This window comes from Uniformispora flossi, from assembly GCF_049534875.1.
Lineage (GTDB): Bacteria > Actinomycetota > Actinomycetes > Streptomycetales > Streptomycetaceae > Yinghuangia > Yinghuangia aomiensis.
The window spans coordinates 99,517-116,899 of sequence record NZ_JBMULZ010000002.1 but is presented as its reverse complement, the minus strand read 5'-3'; the positions used below and the strand labels follow the sequence as shown (position 1 = coordinate 116,899).

14 protein-coding genes and 1 pseudogene are annotated in these 17,383 nt (G+C 71.6%); 6 read left to right on the top strand and 9 right to left on the bottom strand.

What is annotated here, in order from left to right; genetic code table 11:
• Positions 1-212: 212 nt before the first annotated feature.
• A complete protein-coding gene (locus tag ACPA54_RS04780; RefSeq protein WP_423527086.1) occupies positions 213-1,829 on the bottom strand; it encodes an ATP-binding protein in 1,617 nt (538 codons plus the stop codon).
• A 182-nt stretch (positions 1,830-2,011) separates the two neighbouring features.
• Positions 2,012-2,206 carry a hypothetical protein gene (locus tag ACPA54_RS04775; RefSeq protein WP_345677535.1) on the bottom strand — a complete coding sequence of 65 codons (195 nt, stop codon included), beginning with the start codon at positions 2,204-2,206 and terminating at the stop codon, positions 2,012-2,014.
• A gap of 375 nt (positions 2,207-2,581) precedes the next feature.
• Here ACPA54_RS04775 and ACPA54_RS04770 point away from each other — a divergent pair, with 375 nt between their 5' ends.
• The 3 genes from ACPA54_RS04770 to ACPA54_RS04760 all read left to right on the top strand — a co-directional run bounded on the left by ACPA54_RS04770 (position 2,582) and on the right by ACPA54_RS04760 (position 5,071).
• On the top strand, positions 2,582-3,808 hold the full coding sequence (locus ACPA54_RS04770; RefSeq protein WP_423527084.1) for a hypothetical protein: 1,227 nt from the start codon (positions 2,582-2,584) through the stop codon (positions 3,806-3,808).
• Positions 3,809-4,026: 218 nt separating this feature from the next.
• On the top strand, positions 4,027-4,488 hold the full coding sequence (mscL, locus tag ACPA54_RS04765) for a large conductance mechanosensitive channel protein MscL (RefSeq protein WP_423527082.1): 462 nt from the start codon (positions 4,027-4,029) through the stop codon (positions 4,486-4,488).
• Between the two features lie 124 nt (positions 4,489-4,612).
• A complete protein-coding gene (locus tag ACPA54_RS04760) occupies positions 4,613-5,071 on the top strand; it encodes a flavodoxin family protein (protein WP_423527081.1) in 459 nt (152 codons plus the stop codon).
• 16 nt (positions 5,072-5,087) lie between these two features.
• Here the strand turns inward: ACPA54_RS04760 and ACPA54_RS04755 are convergent, their stop codons facing one another.
• From ACPA54_RS04755 to ACPA54_RS04740, 4 genes and pseudogenes are all read right to left on the bottom strand, one after another.
• Complete coding sequence (locus ACPA54_RS04755) at positions 5,088-6,293, bottom strand: hypothetical protein (protein WP_423527079.1); 1,206 nt, start codon at positions 6,291-6,293, stop codon at positions 5,088-5,090.
• A 952-nt stretch (positions 6,294-7,245) separates the two neighbouring features.
• Positions 7,246-8,442: pseudogene (locus tag ACPA54_RS04750) on the bottom strand (cation:proton antiporter).
• Positions 8,443-8,646: 204 nt separating this feature from the next.
• Entirely contained in the window at positions 8,647-10,170 is a 1,524-nt protein-coding gene (locus tag ACPA54_RS04745) for an MFS transporter (RefSeq protein WP_423527077.1), read from the bottom strand.
• A 423-nt stretch (positions 10,171-10,593) separates the two neighbouring features.
• Entirely contained in the window at positions 10,594-10,815 is a 222-nt protein-coding gene (locus tag ACPA54_RS04740) for a cation:proton antiporter regulatory subunit (RefSeq protein ID WP_423527075.1), read from the bottom strand.
• A 225-nt stretch (positions 10,816-11,040) separates the two neighbouring features.
• Between ACPA54_RS04740 and ACPA54_RS04735 the strand changes: the two genes are divergently transcribed.
• The gene (locus tag ACPA54_RS04735; protein WP_423527073.1) at positions 11,041-11,886 is read left to right on the top strand and encodes a thioesterase family protein; all 846 of its coding nucleotides are present in this window, start codon (positions 11,041-11,043) and stop codon (positions 11,884-11,886) included.
• Between the two features lie 174 nt (positions 11,887-12,060).
• Complete coding sequence (locus tag ACPA54_RS04730) at positions 12,061-13,125, top strand: tyrosine-type recombinase/integrase (protein WP_423527071.1); 1,065 nt, start codon at positions 12,061-12,063, stop codon at positions 13,123-13,125.
• Positions 13,126-13,687: 562 nt separating this feature from the next.
• On the opposite strand, the gene ACPA54_RS04725 is transcribed toward ACPA54_RS04730, so the two are convergent.
• On the bottom strand, positions 13,688-14,383 hold the full coding sequence (locus tag ACPA54_RS04725; protein WP_345677542.1) for an ester cyclase: 696 nt from the start codon (positions 14,381-14,383) through the stop codon (positions 13,688-13,690).
• 206 nt (positions 14,384-14,589) lie between these two features.
• A complete protein-coding gene (locus ACPA54_RS04720) occupies positions 14,590-15,816 on the bottom strand; it encodes an acyl-CoA dehydrogenase family protein (RefSeq protein ID WP_423527069.1) in 1,227 nt (408 codons plus the stop codon).
• A gap of 241 nt (positions 15,817-16,057) precedes the next feature.
• On the opposite strand from ACPA54_RS04720, the gene ACPA54_RS04715 reads away from it, so the two are divergent.
• Entirely contained in the window at positions 16,058-16,786 is a 729-nt protein-coding gene (locus ACPA54_RS04715) for a TetR family transcriptional regulator (protein WP_423527067.1), read from the top strand.
• A 188-nt stretch (positions 16,787-16,974) separates the two neighbouring features.
• Here ACPA54_RS04715 and ACPA54_RS04710 read toward each other — a convergent pair whose 3' ends face one another.
• On the bottom strand, positions 16,975-17,358 hold the full coding sequence (locus ACPA54_RS04710) for a VOC family protein (protein WP_345677545.1): 384 nt from the start codon (positions 17,356-17,358) through the stop codon (positions 16,975-16,977).
• Positions 17,359-17,383 lie beyond the last annotated feature (25 nt).

Sequence of the window (17,383 nt, the reverse complement as noted above, 5' to 3'; positions counted from 1 at the left end):
CTGGCTTACCGGTCTCATCGTCTGAACTGGTCCGGACGGCGCAGCGGCAGAACGCGGGGCCGGCGCCGGTCGGGACTGCGTCGTTCGCGTGCCGGTTCCAGTCGGCTCTGGGGCCGCATGGACACCGTGGAGCCCCTGTCGACCACGTCCGGTCGGCAGGGGCTCCACGGTGTCGTCGCCCGGGTGCGCTCGCGGACGCACCGGGGTCTTCGTCAGATCGTCTTCACCAGCGACGGTGCGGTCGCCGCGGCTGCCGTCTCGGTCCCGTGTGCCGGCAGCACGCCTTGCGCCGCGACCGGCGGCAGGAGGGCCAGGACACGGGCGCGGTCGGCGTCCGGGGTGTCGTCTTCGAGGGGGTCGGGGGTGTACGGGGTCTGCAGGCGGATGACGGGGCCGCCGCCGACGCGGGCGTAGCCGCGGCCGGCGGGGACGCCCTCGCCGCCGGCGATGCCGGGGGCGGAGCCGAGCGCGGCGGCGCGGGTTGCGGCGTCGAGGGGACCGAGGGCGACGCGGGTGTGGGTCTCGGACAGCAAGCCGGGGTGGAGGCGGTCGAGCTGGGCGGGGCGCGCGGTCGCCACGATGCTGATGTGGGTGGTGCGGCCGAGGCGCAGCGGAAGGTCGAGGAGGGTGTGGACGTCCGGGTCGGCGAGGTCGGCGGGTTCGTCGAGGAGGACGCACAGGGGGCGGCGGGCGTCTTCGGGTGCGGCGCGTCCGGAGCGTTTGGCTTCGGCGATGGCGGCGGCGCGGCGGGCGGTTTCCTCGCGGAGCCAGGTGAGGGCTTCGCGGGCGCCGTTCTGGGTGGTTTCGACGCGGAGGACGCCGGCGCGGCCGGCGAGGCAGGCGAAGTCGCCGGAGCCGGTGGCGTCGACGGCGAGGACGTCGCCGTCGCGGAGGGTCTGGACGGCGATGGTGCGCAGGAGGGTGGTCTTGCCGGAGGCGGGTCCGCCGACGGCGAGGAGGTGCGGTGCGTTGGTGCGGGTTCCGGTGCGCCAGACGACGGGCGGGAGTTGGGTGCCGTCGGGGTCGGCGGCGGCGGTGGTGGAGGTGGTGACGGGGATGAGGCGGTTGGTGGAGGTGGGGTCGGTGAAGCCGAGGACGATTTCGCAGGGGGCGGTGACGTAGGGCTGGGCGGGCACGGGGCCGGGGAGCGGGGGGAGGGCGGCGACGGTGAGGCGGTTGGCTTCGGTGTCCCAGCCGTAGAGGTATTCGCGGGCGCGTCCGGCCTTGGCTTCGATCACGCGTTCGACGCGGTGGCGGGCTTCGGGGTCGTCGTCGGCGAAGTAGGGGGAGTAGCGCAGTTCGAGGCGGGTGAGCTGGTCGCCGTCGAATTCGTGGTGTTCGAAGGCCTTGCTGTGGGCGGCGCCGGCTTCGAAGCGGGCGTCGGGGTCGTGGGTGTCGGCGAGGTGGGGGACCAGGCCGTTGTAGATGGCTTGGAGGCGGTTGTCGCCGGGCGGGGGGCCGGGCGGCGGGGGCGGGGTGCGGTCGCGGCCGAGCCAGGCGGCGCCGGCCATGAGGGCGCCGAGGGCGAGGAGGGGGCCGTAGGGCAGGAAGTAGAGCAGGATGCCGACGGCGACGGCGCCGACGAGGGCCCCTTTGCGGCGGTCGGGGGTGGCTTCCTTCCACCAGGTGCGGGCCCAGGCGACTTCGCGGCGGAAGCCGCGGCCGAGATGGAGGAGGGGCGCGAACATGTCGCGGGCGTGTCCGCGGACGCGTCCGGCGTGGGCTCGGGAGGCGGCCAGTCCGGTGCGGGCGTGGCCGAGGCCGGTGCGGGTGGCGTCGGCGATGCGGCGGGACAGCGCGGGCGTGGTGGGCGGCAGGGGGGCAGGCACAGCGGGTCTCCCATCGGTACGGATGTGCGATCGAAGGGGTGTGCGAAGCGGGGGGCGGGGACGCCGTCAGGCCCCGGCTCGCCATGGAGTCGGGGCCTGGGGCCGGGGGACCGGCCGGCGGGTGCCGCGGGGCGGGGACAGGGTTCGGGGTGCCGCTTCGGCAGCGAGCCGGGGGCGGCGCGTCAGAAGTTGATGCCGGACAGCAGGCTGGCGAGGCTGTTGCCGCTCGCCTTGATGTGCGGCGCGATCGCAGTGCTGGCCAGGTAGAAGCCGAAGAGTGCGCAGACGATGGCGTGGGATGCCTTCATTCCGTCTTTGCGGAAGAACAGGAAGGCGATGACGCCGAGCAGCAGGACTCCGGAGATGGACAGAACCACGGTGACTCCTGGGGGCGGTGCACGCGGGGGTGCACTTGGTGCGGGGGACGACGACGGTCACACGACGCCACGAACATCACAGAAAGTGGTCTTATCGTGACAAATTGCTCACGCTCTGGGGAGCCACCAAATGGGGGTATTTGTCGCTAATCGGACTGCGCTCGGCGAACCCGCGGACAACCTGTACACACCAAGCACTTGTGTCCGACCAAGCCCGAACAGCCCAGCAGTTGCGACCGCCCTCCCAGAGGCGAAGAGTGGGTTTTGTCCCACGCGCACCGTTCGAGGCCCACACCTCCGGTGACCGCCACACCGCCCCGCAGCGGCGGTGAACCCGGACAGGGACACTCCGCCCAGCACGCACCTGGAACACGCATGTCCAAAACCACCGGGAAACGGATCCCCCGCATCATCGGCGTCTCCTGCCTCGCCGCAGCCATGGCCCTCCCCGCCGCGGCCGCCGCAGCCGTAGGCGCCCCCGTCCAGGACCGGCCCGCCGCACCAGGCGACCCCACCGCACCGCCCACCGGCGGAGGAGGCGGCACCGGAGGCGGCGGAGGCGGAGGCGGGGGAGGCGGCACCACCGGCCAACCCAACACCCCCAACAACCCCTACAAGCCCCCAGGCAGCGGCACCGCCACCGGCGGAACCGGCACCCCCTCCAACCCCTACAAGCCCCCCGACAGCAGCACCGGCACCGGCACCAAGACACCCACCGGCGGCACCGCCACCGGCAGCATCAAAAACCTCGTGCCCCCGGAAACCCAGCAACAGATCGACGACGGCATCGCGAAACTCAACATCTCCGCCGCCGACAAGCAGAAACTGAAAGACGCCCTCGACAAGGCCGTCGCCGCGGTCAACAACCCCACCACCCCGGCCGCCGAGAAGATCGCCAACCAGAAGATCATCGACGGCGTCAACGCGGCCATGAAAGCCCTCAACGACCCCAACACCCCAGCCGCCGACCGCGCCGGCTACCAGCAGATCGTCAACGGCGCCCGCGCCGCCCTCCAACTCGCCCAGGACCCCAAGACCTCACCCGTCGACCGCGAGTTCTACCTCGGCGTCGGCCGCAGCATCGCCGAAGCCACCGCCCAACTCCAAGACCCCAAGCTCTCCGCCGTCGACCGGCAGCGCCTCCTGAACGCCCTGAACATCGTCAGCGGCGGCCTCGTCGCCCTCGCCGACCCCAAGAGCGCACCGGTCAAGCCGCAGGACAAGCAAAAGATCCAGCAGGTCATGCAGCAGACCACCACCGCACTGCAGACCGTCAACAGCCCCACCGCGTCCCCCCAGGACAAGGCCGCCGCGCAGAACACCCTCAACGCGCTCGCCGCCGCCCCGACCAACCCCCAGTACCTGGAGTTCCTCAACCAGATCAAGACATACGACCCGTCGACCGAATGCCTCGACACCATCCAAAGCCGCACCGCCCAAGCCGGCTGGCCCGACGGATCGCTCTGGGGCCTGGCCGACCAGACCTGCGCCGACACCCTCGCCAAGGCCGTCGCGGACACCGGCAGCAAGTGGAACGCCCTGTTCCTCTGCGTCCAGCAGAACGCGTTCTCCACCTGCGACGCCTACATCCCCAAGGACTGACCCACACCCCGCGTCCCCACCGGGCCGGGCCGGCACCACGCCGACCCGGCCCGACCGCACCCCCGAACACCCAACGATCAATACGACATATCACTCGTAACGGTTACCCGGATGGACCCGCGACGCCGAGATCGGCAGCATGGCCCGCCGGGCTACCGCACGGCCGCCCCGGGCCCACCCGCCCGCACACCCCCCACTACACCCCCCTGGAGTACCCGGTGTTCAAGGGTTTCCGCGCCTTCCTCCTGCGCGGCAACGTGGTCGACCTCGCCGTCGGCATCGTCATCGGCGCCGCCTTCACCGCCGTCGTGACCGGCTTCGTCACCGCGTTCCTCACCCCGCTCATCGGCGTCGCCACCGGCGCCGTCGGCGACTTCAGCAAGGAAACCTTCACCGTCGCGGACACCACGTTCCCCTACGGCGCCTTCGTCAACGCCCTCGTCAGCTTCGTCCTCGTCGCCGCGGTCATCTACTTCGCCGTCGTCCTCCCCGTCGCGAGGCTCCAGTCCCGCTTCGAACCCATCAAGGACGAGCCGGTCGCCAAGACCGACTGCCCCGAGTGCCTCAGCCTCATCCCCGCCGCCGCCACCCGCTGCGCCTACTGCACCGCCGAACTCACCGGCCGCACCGGCTTGCCGGCCCAAGCCGCAGCCCACGCCGCCGCCCCGGCCGGCCACTGAACACCACCCGCACCGCGGGAAACCGACGCCCGCCGCTCCCGAACACCCGGGGCGGCGGGCGTCGCCGTGTGCCCCACGGCTGAGAGCATGACCCTTCCGGAGCCCGCGAAAGGGGACCACGCACGTGACCGTCCTGCTCGTCGTCCACCACTCGCCCTCACCCACCCTCGCCGAACTCCTCGAAGCCGCCCTCACCGGCGCCCGCGACCCCGACATCACCGGCGTCGACATCCGCGTCCGCCCCGCCCTCACCTGCTCACCCGCCGAAACCCTCGAAGCCGACGGCTACCTCCTCGGCACCCCCGCCAACATCGGCTACATGTCCGGCGCCCTCAAACACTGGTTCGACCAAGTCCTCTACGTCGACTCCGGCACCAACCAGCACAAGCCCTACGGGCTCTACGTCCACGGCGGCAGCGACACGGCCGGAGCCGTCCGCGCCGTGGAAGGCGCCGCGAACGTGATGGGACTGCGACGCGTCCGCCCCGCAGTCGAAGTCGTCGGCACCATCACGAAACCCGCACGCGAAGCCTGCACCGACCTCGGAGCGCTCGTGGCCGCGGAGTTGATGACGGAGGAGTAGCGGGCAGCCGCACCCCTCAAGCGTCGTGATCGTTCTTCCGGCGGGAATCCCGCCGCTGCTCCTGGCCGCGGGCCTGGCGGGCTGCCGCCCGGCGCCGCGCCGAGGCGGCACGGCGCTCGGCCTCCGCCCGGGCCTTCCGGTCGTCGGCAAGCCAGGCGGGGCGGGTGGCCAGCAGACGGGCGACGTAGCCGGCCGTCCAGCCGCCGCTGCGCGGACGCAGGGCCTCGACGACGGACAAGTCCAAGCCGAAGAGTTCGGCGACCGCCTCGTCGGGGACACGCGCCACGACACGCTCGGCATCACGCAACACGGCATCGGCGCGTCCGCGGGCGGCCTCCCACACGCGCTCCTGCTCACGGCTCCACATGGCCGACACGCGTTCGAGTTCCAGATCGCCCCGCAGCTGGACCAGCCAGGCCGGGGGTTCGGACGCCAGTTCGTCGAGCGTGGAGCGGGCGACGTAACCGTGCACGGCCGGGACATGCCAGGCCAGGCGCAGCGCGGGCACCCCAAGACGGGACGCCACCTCGCCGGGCGCGGCAAGCAGCGGGAGGACGCGCAGCGCGGGGGAGACCGCATCCTGCGCCAGCGCCGCGAGCTCGCCGGGGCGCAACCGCGCCTGGCCGACCAGATCGGCGAGGGCGGCGGCACGGGTGTCGTCGCGGAACCGGCGCAGCCGCGGGGGCAGGTAGCCGGCGGCGGTCCCGAGGGCGACCGCCCACAGCACGGTCTCCACCGGGTCGCCGTCCGCACCGGGGCGGCGGACGCTCAGCAACTGGCGGGCTTCCTGCGCGCGTTCCCGGTTGTAGGCGCGGGTACGGGCGGCCTTCGCGGCAGCCTGGGACCGGGCGACGGCGGCCGCGGCGGCCCGCAGCTCGATATCGGCGACGACGTGGGGGAGCAGGGCATCGACGTCGGCGGTGCGGTAGTAGCACACGGCCACGTCGGCACCGTTGCGGCGCAGCCACTGGCGTTCCACGACGGGGAGTTCCGCGGTACGGGCCACGCGGGCGAAGCGCGCACGGCTGATGTGCAGGCGCTGCGCGGCCTTGGCGGCGCTGAGGGGCTCTTCACGGTGCAGGGCGTCGAGGAACCGGCGCTGATCGGCGGCGGCACGGGCGACGCAGTCGGCGTCGAAGGAACCGTCCTCGTGCTGATCCAACAGCCCGGCCCGCGCGGCCAGCCGGACTTGGCGGGGGACCAGCCCCAACGCTTCACCCACCCGCGCGACTCCCCAACCCCGTCGGGTCACGTCAGGCCCCTTCCCTCGGGTGACTCCGATCGGGCCGACGATAGAACGGCCAGGGTGGTCCGGGTAGGCGAAGCCGAGAAATCCCCCCGAAAGTGCCAGGAGATGGGGAAGGAGGAAGTCAAGGAGTTACGGGGTGTTGCTTTGAGTTATCCACAGGGGGAGTTGGTTGGGGTTGGACGGGGTGGGTGAGTGGTGGCGAGAGTCTGGGGGCAAGTGGCGAGCCGGGGGACGGACGGCGTGCGCATCCGACCGCAGTGGGCTTGCGTACTACCTCGAGGAGTTCGTCGCCCACACCCTTCGCCGCGGCGAGGAGCTGGACGTCCCGACAGACCCGTGGGCTAAGGCGGTCGGCAAGGCAGGGGGCAGGGGTCAACCTGCGCTACTTGACATAATGTGCATTATCGGTGATCTGTGGGAGGGGGCAGAAGGGGCCTGAACGCCGTGGAATCGCTGGGGGTTTCGAGGTGCGTCAAGCAGTCGTGATCTGGAGGTTGGGCGTGCCGCCGGCAGGCTTGTGTGCGCGGCATCAGCGTCGGATCCCGTGCGGCGACGCGGCGCCTCGGGTCCGCACTGGATGTCGGTCGAGTTCTGGAGCGTCGACGACGGGCCCAGAGTGCCGGCGCGACGCAAGCAAACCCCCAGCCGTCCACCCGCCGCCGTCGCGTCGCCTCGCCACGCGGCCACCGCGCGCAACGCCGCAGCCCCAGCCGCGCCGCCCCCGGACACACACCTCACCGAGAGCCTTGGCATCCCGGCCAAGCCCGCACCCCCACCCTCATCACCCCATCAGTCCCCTCCCCGTAGCCCCCCACCCCCACCCCTGCCACCCTGGGACCAACAGCCCCTCACCGGGGCCCACTTCCCCTCACCCTAACCATGTCGTGTAATGGGGATTACACGACACGGCAATTGAACTCCCGTCCTACGGAAGCAAATCCGCCTCATCCGGCACGGGAGCCGACCGTCTCACCCCCGGCGGACCGAACAGTCTCCGCAGCGCCGGTTCCGCGTACCGTGCCGTGAGCGGCCCCGCCACCACCAGGATCAGCACGTACGCCGTGGCCAGCGGCCCCAGCCTCGCCTTTGCCCCGCCGCGACCGCCAAGCCCGCGATGACGATGGAGAATTCGCCCCGCTCCACCAGCGCCCCCCCGGCCCGGTACCGACCCGGCTTCGCGATGCCGACGCGCCGCGCGGCCCAGTAGCCGGTGGCGATCTTCGTCAGCGCCGTCACCACGGCAAGGACGGCAGCCGGGAGCAGCACCGGAGGAAGGTCCACCGGGTCCGTGGACAGGCCGAAGAACACGAAGAACACCGCCGCGAACAGATCCCCCAGCGGCGCCGGCAGCGTCTGCGCGTGCTCGGCGACCTCGTCCGAGATGGCGATCCCGACCAGGAACGCGCCGACCGCGGCCGACACCTTGAGCTGGTCGGCCACCCCCGCCACCAGGATCTTCACCCCGAGGACGCCCGGCAGCAGGAAATCGGGTTCGTCGCTCGCCAGCGACTTCGACACCAGCGGCCCGTGGCGCAGCGCGATGACGAGGACCACGGCGATGGCGCCCAAGGCGACCAGCACCGTGACCGTCCCGCCGACGAGCCCGACGCCGGCCAGCAGGGCCGTGAGGATCGGCAGGTACAGCGCCATCGCCAGGTCTTCCAGCACCAGGACCGACAGCACCGCCGGTGTCTCGCGGTTCCCGAGCCGCCCGAGATCGCCGACGACTTTCGCGATGACGCCCGACGAGGAGATCCACGTGACGCCGGCCAGCCCCGACCGGTGAGAAGCCGAGCAGGAATCCCGCGGCGAGCCCCGGCAGTGCGTTGAGGACGAGGTCGACCAGGTCGGCCGGCGCACCCGCGCGCAGGTTCGAGACCAGCTCCCCCGCGTTGTACTCGAGCCCGAGGAGCAGCAGGAGCTGGATGACGCCGATCTCGGCGCCGACTTCGATGAATCCGTCGCTTGCGGAGAGGGCCAGGACGCCGCCGTGGCCGAAGGCGAGGCCGCCGAGGAGGTACAGCGGGATCGGGGACATGCCGAAGCGTGCGGCGATGCGTCCGAGGAGGCTCAGGCCCAGGATGATTGAGCCGAGCTGGCGTACGCGGCTCCCGGTCGGCAGGAATCGCGGGTGCGGGCAGGGCTGGGGCCGGGTGCGGGACCTGCCGGGGGCGGGTCGGTGGCCGGACACACGTGAGCAGATCAGGACAAGGCGGGCGTGTCCAGGCCGTGAACGACCACTACCCGGTTGGGGTCACGCTCCCCCGCCGGCGTCGGCCCGAATGCCCGCGGTTCTCGGCCGGCCCAGCCGCAAAACCCGGGCCCCTCACTCCCCCGCCGCTGCCTCCGCCTCCGCCCGCACGCCCGGCGGTTCCCCCGGCGGCAGCCGTGTCGCCGCGATCAGTCCGACCACCGCCAGCCCCGCCAGCGTGCCCATGGCCGCCGCGTACGCGTGGCTGGTCAGGTTGGCGACGAGGATCGTGCCCGCGACGGCCGTGCCCAGGGACGAGCCGAGGTTGGAGACGCTGCGCGACAGCCCGGAGATCTCGCCTTGCTGGTCCTCCGGGAAGCTCGACTGCACGATGTTGACCGAGGGTGTGAGCATCAGTCCCAGTCCGAGGCCGATCAGCAGGAGCCCCGGCGTGTAGGCGATCGCCCGTGTGGAGCTGCCGGCCAGGCCGATCAGGGCGCCGATTCCGACGGCGGTGACGGCGAAGCCGGTGACGATGAGCGTGCGCTGCGCGTGGCGCCTGGCGAGGCGTTCGGCGGCGAGGGACGAGGCGAGCAGGCCGAGGGTGGCCGCGGTGAAGATGACCCCGGTGGCGACGGCGTCGTAGCCGCGGACGACTTGGAGGTACGTCGCGACGACGAACGACGTTCCCATCAGTACGAGCCACTGGATGTTCTGCGTGACCAGGCCGAGGTTCGACGTGTGGTTGCGGAACAGAGACGGCGACAGCAGCGGTTCCTCGCCCGCGCGTTCCTTGGCGCGGGCGGTGAGGAAGAACCGGACGAGCACGAGTGCGCCGGCGACGAGCAGGCCGAGGGTGAGCCAGAGGTTGTTGTCGGCGGCGAGGATCCCCATCACCAGCAGCGTCAGCCCGACGGCGGACAGCACCGCGCCTTGGATGTCGAACGGCCGGTCGGGGTCGGGTGGCAGGGGGTCGCGGATGCGTCGGCTGAGCAGCACGATCAGGGCGACGACGAGGGCTTGGAAGACGAACGCGGCGCGCCAGCTGATGGCCGAGGTGATGAGTCCGCCGATGAGGGGTCCGGCGGCTGCGCCGATGCCGCCGAGTGCCATGACGGCGCCGAAGGCGCGGGCGCGTGAGGTGACGTCGGTGAAGAACAGGGTGGTGAGGATGTAGACGGGCGGGATGAGCAGGGCGGTGCCCACGCCTTCGAGGATGGAGTTGCCGAGGATGAGGACGCCCAGTCCCGGGGAGGCGGCGCTGAGCAGCGCGCCGATGCCGTAGATGACGAGTCCGACGAGGAAGCAGCGTTTGCGGCCGTAGCGGTCGGTGAGTTTGCCGCCGGGGATCATCAGGGCGGCCATGACCAGGAGGAAGACGGTGATGGCGACTTGCACGCCTTGGACGGTGGTGTCCAGGTCATGGCTGATGTCGTTGATCATCACGTTCATGTTGGAGCCGGCGAAGCTGCAGATGAACTGGGCGAGGGCGAGCGGCAGGAGGACTCCGCGGCGGGGGTCGGCGGCCGGGGGCGGTGGGTCGGTGCCGGGCGGCGGCGCGGCGGGGGTGTCCGGCTGGGGTGGCGGTGCGGGGCGGTCGTGGGCTCCCGGGGGGCCGGCTGCGGGGCCGGGGTCGGCGTGGTGTGGGTGGCGAGGCATGGACGCGTCCCTTCGCCGCACGGGCATCGTCCGCCGGAAGGGTGGACACCGTGCAGTGCCGCGGCCTTTCGGCCGGGGCTGATCGCCCCGGGAGCCGGAAGGCTTTTCTCCAGGGTGCGCGTGTTCGCGGGAGCGCGCATTCTCGGGCAGCGCGGCTTGGTGGGGGCGAGACTGGGGCGAGACGCGCTCGGAGGCGGGGGTCGGCGATCCCGCCCCCCCCCGCTTACGGGAAGCGGCCTCTGGGAGCAGCCGACGCCTGGGCGGCTCCTCCCATGGACCCCACGCCCGACCGGACGTTGCTGCAGGTGTGCCGAACGGTCCTCCGGTGCGCCCGGTCTCCGCCGCGATGGGGCGCAGCGGCGGGTGTCCCTTTCGAGGGGGTCGTCCCCGCGTCGCCGCGCTCCCCCGGTCGTCCGCCGCCGGTCAGTCTTCCGTGGGCAGTTCGGCGAGTGCGTTGGCTTCGGCTTGGGTGGGGCGTACGCCGGGGCCGCAGGCGTCGGGGTCGTCGATGTCGAAGATGGCGAGGCTGCGGTGTCCGTCGCGGGCGGCGACGATGCTGAGGGCGCGGCCGCCTTGGGTTTCGCGGGTGTATGGGGTGCCGATGCCGGGGAGCGGGGTGGCTTCGATGGGGGTGTTGTTGCTCATCGGGGGCTCCTGTGGGCGGGAGGGTGTCCCGTTGCGGCGGCGGTGGGGCGCTGTGGTGTCAGGTTAGGCGGTGGACGGTCTCGGCGGGTGTGTTCGGTGGGGCGGGTGGGGTGTGCGTGTGATGGGATGCGGTCGCCCAGGGTGACGCAGGGTGTTGCCCGGGTGGTGTCTGTGTCGTGTGTGGCCGGGTCCCGGTTCGGTTGCGGGTGGAGAGGTGGGTGCGGCGTGGTGGGTGACGGGGCGTTCGGGGTCGCCGAGGGGCGTGGCGGCGAGGGGCTGGGTGAGGGTGAGGCGTTCTTTGTGCCGTTGGGTGGTGAGCGGTATGCGGCGTCGGAGTGGACGCAGGGGCCGTGGAGTGCGGAGCAGCAGCATGGTGGTCCGCCGTCGGCGTTGTTGGCGGGGCGAATGGCGCGGTTGGCGCTGCGGCCGGAGTTGGTGCCGGCGCGGTTGACGGTGGAGTTTTTGGGTCCTGTGCCGGTGGGGGTGGTGGGGGTTGCGGTGCGGGTGGTGCGGGATGGGCGGAGTGTGCAGTTGGTGGAGGGTGAGTTGAGTGTCGATGGGCGGGTGTGTTTGTCGGCGCGGTTGTGGCGGGTGAGGGCGGCGAAGGTGGCGGGGTTGCCGTCGGGTGCGGTGGTGGCGCCGGGGGCTCCGGGGGCGGTGCCGGGTGGGGTGCAGGGGCCGTTGGGGCGGTTCGGGTACGGGCGGGCGATGGACTGGCGGTTTGTGTCGGGTTCGTTTGCGGTGCCGGGTCCGGCGGTGGCGTGGGTGCGGTGTGGGCGTCCGTTGGTGGCGGGTGAGGGCGGTATGGGGGCGTTGGAGCGGGTGGTGTTGGTGGCGGATTCGGGGTCGGGGATCGGGGCGGCGTTGGATTGGCGGGAGTTTGTGTGGCCGAACGTGGATCTGTCGTTGCATTTTGTGCGGATGCCGGTGGCGGAGTGGGTGTGTGTGGATTCGGTGACGCAGGTGGGTGATGCGGGGGTGGGTGTGGCGCGGACGCGGTTGTTCGACGAGGCGGGGTTGTTCGGTTCGGTGGCGCAGTCGTTGTTCGTGGCTTCGGTGCCGGGGGCTTGAGGGTTGGTGGGTGGTTCTGCGGTGGGGCTCTCCTGTCGGGTGGGCTTGGGGGGTTTCGTGCGGGTTGGTGTGTCGGTGGTGGGTGGTTGGCTGCGGCTGTTGTGATGTGAGCTGTGCGTGGTGTGGTGTGTGGTGGTTGTGTCGGGTGGCTTTGGTGTGTGAAGGGGTGCGGGTGTGGCGGCGCCGCGGGAGTTGAGCCGGGTCGAGGTGGGTGCGGCGGTGCGTGAGTACGCGGATGTGCTGGCGTTGCGGGTGGCGATGGGGGCGTTGGCGGCGTCGAGTGCGGCGGCGTATGTGCGCGATGTGGAGGAGTTCGCGCGGTTGGTGGGTCCGTCGGTGGTGCTCGACGACGTGGAGTCGGGGGATGTGGAGTTGGCGGTGGTGCGGATCGCCAATGCTCCCGATGCGCGGTTCTCGCGGCAGCGGAAGATCGGGGCGGACGGGGAGGACGTGCCGGGGCGTGGGCTGCATGCGCGGGCGCGGTGGCTGGCGTCGGTGCGGGGGTTGTTCCGTTGGGCGCAGCAGGTGGGTTATGTGCGGGCGGATCCGATGGAGTTCGTGGCGGGGGTGCGGGTGCCGTCGCGGGCGAAGGGGGCGCGTTTGGGGTTGTCGGTGGAGGAGGCTGTCGCGTTGCGGGAGTCGCCGGGGGCGGTGCCGCGGGGTGGGGTGGGTGGGGTGCGGGCGGATCAGCGGTTGGCGTTGCGGGATGAGGTGATCTTGCGGTTGTTGACGGAGACGGGTCCGCGGGTGTCGGAGATTTGTGCGGCGAATTCCGATGATGTGCGGCTGGGTGGGGGTGGGGGGTGGGTGCTGCACATTCGGCGGGGCAAGGGGGGCAAGGCGCGGGATGTGCCGTTGTCGGATGCGCTGGTGGGGGTGTTGGGGGCATATCGGGAGCGGGAGCGTCCGGTGCCGCCGGCGGGTGATCCGGCGGAGGAGCGGGCGGATGCGTTGCGGGCGTTGGTGGTGACGGTGCGGGGGCGGCGGATGTCGGCGCGGGATGTGCAGCGGATGGTGCGGCGGCATGTGGCGTTGATGCCGGCGGGGTTGCGTCAGTCGGTGACGCCGCATGGGTTGCGGCATACGGCGGCGACGGTGTTGTTGCGGCAGGCGGGGGCGGATGTGGGGACGGTGGCGGACATCTTGGGGCATGGGGATGTGTCGACGACGTCGGTGTATTTGGACCCGTCGTCGGTGGCGGCTGCGGAGGCGTTGGGGCGGTCGCCGTTGGCGCGGTGAGCCGGGTCGATGCTCCCCCGGGGAGGTTGGTGTGCTTTTCGGGGGTTGGTCGGGGGCGGTCGTTCGGGTGGCGCGGGGTGGTGGGGTGGGTCGGGTGTGGGGTGGGCGGGTATTCGGCGGGGTGCGGGGGTGTTGGCCGGTGGGGTTGTGTGTGGGAGGTTGCCGTGACTCATCCGCCGAGGCCGCCGGGGCGTCCGCCGGGTCCGGGGCCGGATCGGCCGGATCCGGAGCGTCCGGGTTCGCCGGGTCCGTGGCCGCCGGAGCCGTTTCCGGTGCCGGGGCCGACGCCGGGTCCGTCGCCGTTGCCGGATCCTTTTCCGGATCCGTTGCCGCCGGATCCGTCGCCTGATCCGGGTGCGCCGGAGCCGGACGGTCCGGGTCCGGAGCCGGATTCGTTTCCGGGTTCGGGGGGTTGGCCGGGTTTTCGGGGTTTGCCGGGTGTCGGGCGCTGAGGTGTCGGTGCCGGTGAGGTGAGGACGTGCCGAGGGCCGGTCCCCTGCTGTGGGGGCCGGCCCTGTGTCGTGTCGCGTGTGTGGGTGCGAGCGGGTGTGTCGGTCGGGTGTCAGACGTCGATGATGCCGAGTTGGCGCATGACGCCGAGGTTGTCCCAGTTCCACCAGCCTTCGGCGATCTTGCCGTCGGCCATGCGGAAGGTGGTGGTGCCGGTGGCTTCGACGGCGCGGCCGGTGGCGGGCATGCCGTTGTATTCGCCGGTGTTGGTGGCGCGCCAGGTCCAGCGGGTGGCGACTTGGTCGCCGTCGGCGAGCTGGGTTTCGATGGTGAAGGCGAAGTCGGGGAATCCGGCGCGGTATCCGGCGCATTCGCGGCGGAAGCCTTCGGCGCCGACGGTGTCGATGGCGTTGGCCTGGTCGTGGTCGTGGTAGTCGGCGGCGCACAGGTCGAGTATCACGTCGAGGTTGCCGGCGCTGATTTGTTCGAAGAGGCGGGTGACGGCGGCTTTGTTGAGTTGTTCGTCGCGGACGACGTCGAGGTCGGTGAAGACCGGGGGTTCGTCGCACAGGGCGACCATTTCGTGGAAGATGCGGTCGGTTTCGGGGAGGTGGGAGTTGCGTTCGGCTTCCTCGTAGGAGGGGAATTCCACGATTTCGACGACGTGGGCGTTGTCGGCGCGGTCGGTGCCGACGATGGCGTGGGTGGCGGTGCGTTTGCCTTGGGTTTGGGTGACCCAGGCGTCCATGAGGCGGTTCATGTCGTCGATGCGGCTGGTCTTGCAGTCGACGATTTGGACGAAGGCCATGGTTTCCATCTCCTGGGGGTGGTTTCCCCCCTGGGCGGAGCGGGCGTGCCGGGTGGCGGGGTGCGGGCGCTCCTTGTTCCACTGTCCGTCGGGTGGGCCGGGGTGGGCAAGGGGCTGGGGTGTCGGGGTTTCCGGGTCCGTGGGCGGGGTTGCGCGGTTTGGCGGAACCCCGCCGACGGCCGGGGGCGGGTGGGGGTGGGGGTGGGTCAGCGGATGGGGACGCCGGAGATGGTGCGGGCGATGACGAGGCGTTGGATTTCGCTGGTGCCTTCGAAGATGGTGTAGATGGCGCTGTCGCGGTGCATGCGTTCGACGGGGTATTCGCGGGTGAAGCCGTTGCCGCCGAGGATTTGCATGGCGTTGGTGGTGACCCATTTGGCGGTCTCGCCGGCGTAGAGCTTGGACATGGAGCCTTCGGCGGCTTCGAAGGGTTGGCCGGTGGCGGCCATCCAGGAGGCGCGCCAGACGAGGAGGCGGGCGGCGTCGATGCGGGTGCGCATGTCGGCGAGGGTGAAGGCGATGGCCTGGTTGTCGATGATGGGCCGGCCGAATTGGTGGCGGGTGCGGGCGTAGTCGAGGGCGTATTCGTAGGCGGCGCGGGCGATGCCGACGGCTTGGGCGCCTACGGCGGGGCGGGAGGATTCGAAGGTGGCCATGGCGGCGTTGCCGCGGCCGGCGGTGGTGCCGGTGCGGGCGCGGGCGAGGCGTTCGTCGAGTTTGTCTTTGCCGCCGAGGAGGCAGTCGCCGGGGATGCGGACGTTGTCGAGGACGACTTCGGCGGTGTGGGAGGCGCGGATGCCGTGCTTTTTGAATTTCTGGCCTTGGGTCAGGCCGGGGGTGCCGGGGGGTATGACGAAGCTGGCTTGGCCGCGGGCGCCGAGGGCGGGGTCGGTGGTGGCGACGACGACGTGGATGTGGGCGATGCCGCCGTTGGTGGCCCAGGTTTTGACGCCGTTGAGGATCCAGTCGCCGGTGGCTTCGTCGTAGGTGGCGCGGGTGCGCATGGCGGAGACGTCGGAGCCGGCGTCGGGTTCGCTGGAGCAGAAGGCGGCGACTTTGACGTCGTCGGGGGTGCCGAACATCTGGGGGGCCCAGGTGGCGACCTGGTCGGGGGTGCCGTTGGCGACGACGCCTGCGGCGGCGAGGGTGGTGCCGGTGATGGCGAGGCCGAGTCCGGCGTCTCCCCAGAAGAGTTCTTCCATGGTGAGGGGTATGCCGAGGCCGGTGGGGTCGAAGGCCTGGGTGGAGAAGAAGTCGAGGGAGTAGAGGCCGATTTTGGCGGCTTCTTGGAGGATGGGCCAGGGGGTTTCCTCGCGTTCGTCCCATTCGGCGGCGGCGGGGCGCAGGACGTCGGAGGCGAAGGTGCGGACCCAGTCTTGGACGGTGCGCTGGTCGTCGGTGAGCTGGAGGGAGAATGGGGTGAACGCGGTCATCGGGTCTGGCTCCTGGCGGTGGTGGGTGGTGTGATGCCGTGCCGGGGTCCGTCGGGTGGGCGTGCGAGGGGTTCACCACGCTGTTACCGACGGGTAACCGGCAGTGTGTTACTCCCGGTAATGCCTGTCAAGGTGTGCCGGGCACCGCACGCGCGGGAAGGCGCGGTAGAAAGACGGGGACAAAGCAGCGCCGCACGCCCCAGGCACCCGGCGCCGCACGGCACGGTCGGCGAAGGGTCGCATGGCGCACAACGAGACCACCCCGGCAGGCACCGCCGCCGGGACCAGCGGCAACACCGCGGGCGGTACCCCCGCCCGCACCCCGGGCACCCCCGGCGGGCCCGGCAGCGGCCGCTCCGCGCTGCGCCGCCTCGAACTCCTGGACGCCGCCGACCGCGTCGTCATGCGCGACGGCCCCGACGCGTCGATGAACACCATCGCCGCGGAGGCCGGCATCACCAAGCCGATCCTGTACCGGCACTTCGGCGACAAGGACGGCCTGTACCGGGCGCTCGCCGAACGCCACACCGAGGAACTCGCCCTCGCCATCCGCGCCGCCGTCGACCCGGCGCGCGGCCACTCCCCCCGCGAACGCATCCAGGCGACCATCGACACCTACCTTGCGCACATCGAAGCCAACCCGCAGGTGTACCGGTTCCTGCTGCACCGCGCCGGAGCGGAATCGGCCGACGTGCACGGCCACGTGACCGCCTACCAGCGCCGCGTCGGCGAGGAACTCGCGCGTTCGTTCGACCCGGTCGGCGCCACCGGCGTCCTCGCCCGCGCCTGGGCGCACGGCATCGTCGGCATGGTCCAGGCCTGCGGCGACTGGTGGCTCGAAGAACACCCGTGCGAACGCGCCGAGCTGACCGTCTACCTCACCGAACTCCTGTGGGGCGCGCTCCCCACCGCCTTGACCATGGCCGCCGAGTCGGCGAAGGCCGCGGACGGAGCCGATCAGGCGCAGTAGCGGCGCAGCAGCGCCTCTTCGTTGACGGCAACGCCCGGCAGCGCCCGGTAGAGCCCGGTAGAGCCCGGTAGAGCCCGGATCCGTGTTGCACGGCGGTGTGCACTCAACGCGTCGCCAGCAGTACGACACGGGGCAACCCCCCCCGCCGTCCCGTCCGCGCCCCGCCACGTCGTTGCGGAACGCCCGTCCTAGGGCCGGTAGCGGATGGGGTGGTCTTCGGGGACTTCGACCAGGACGATGCGCAGGCCGTCGGGGTCGGCGATCCACATTTCGTCCAGGCCCCAGGGTTCGCGGCGGGGTTCGCGCAGGACGGTGACGTCGTGGGCGGCGAGTTCGGCGGCGGTGGCGGGCAGGTCGCGCACTTGCAGCCACAGTTCGGTGGCGGCGGTGGGGGGCTCGGGGCTGCCGGCGGAGACTTCGAGGTAGCCGCCGCCGAGGAAGAACACGGTGCCGCGGTGCGGGCCGGTGCCGAACTCGCGGTAGATGGCGAGTCCGAGGACGTCGCGGTAGAAGGCGCGGGTGCGTTCGAGGTCGGTGGGCCGCAGGAGCAGGCGGCCGGCGAGGACGTCCATGGGTGTGTCTTCGCCCAGTCCCGCG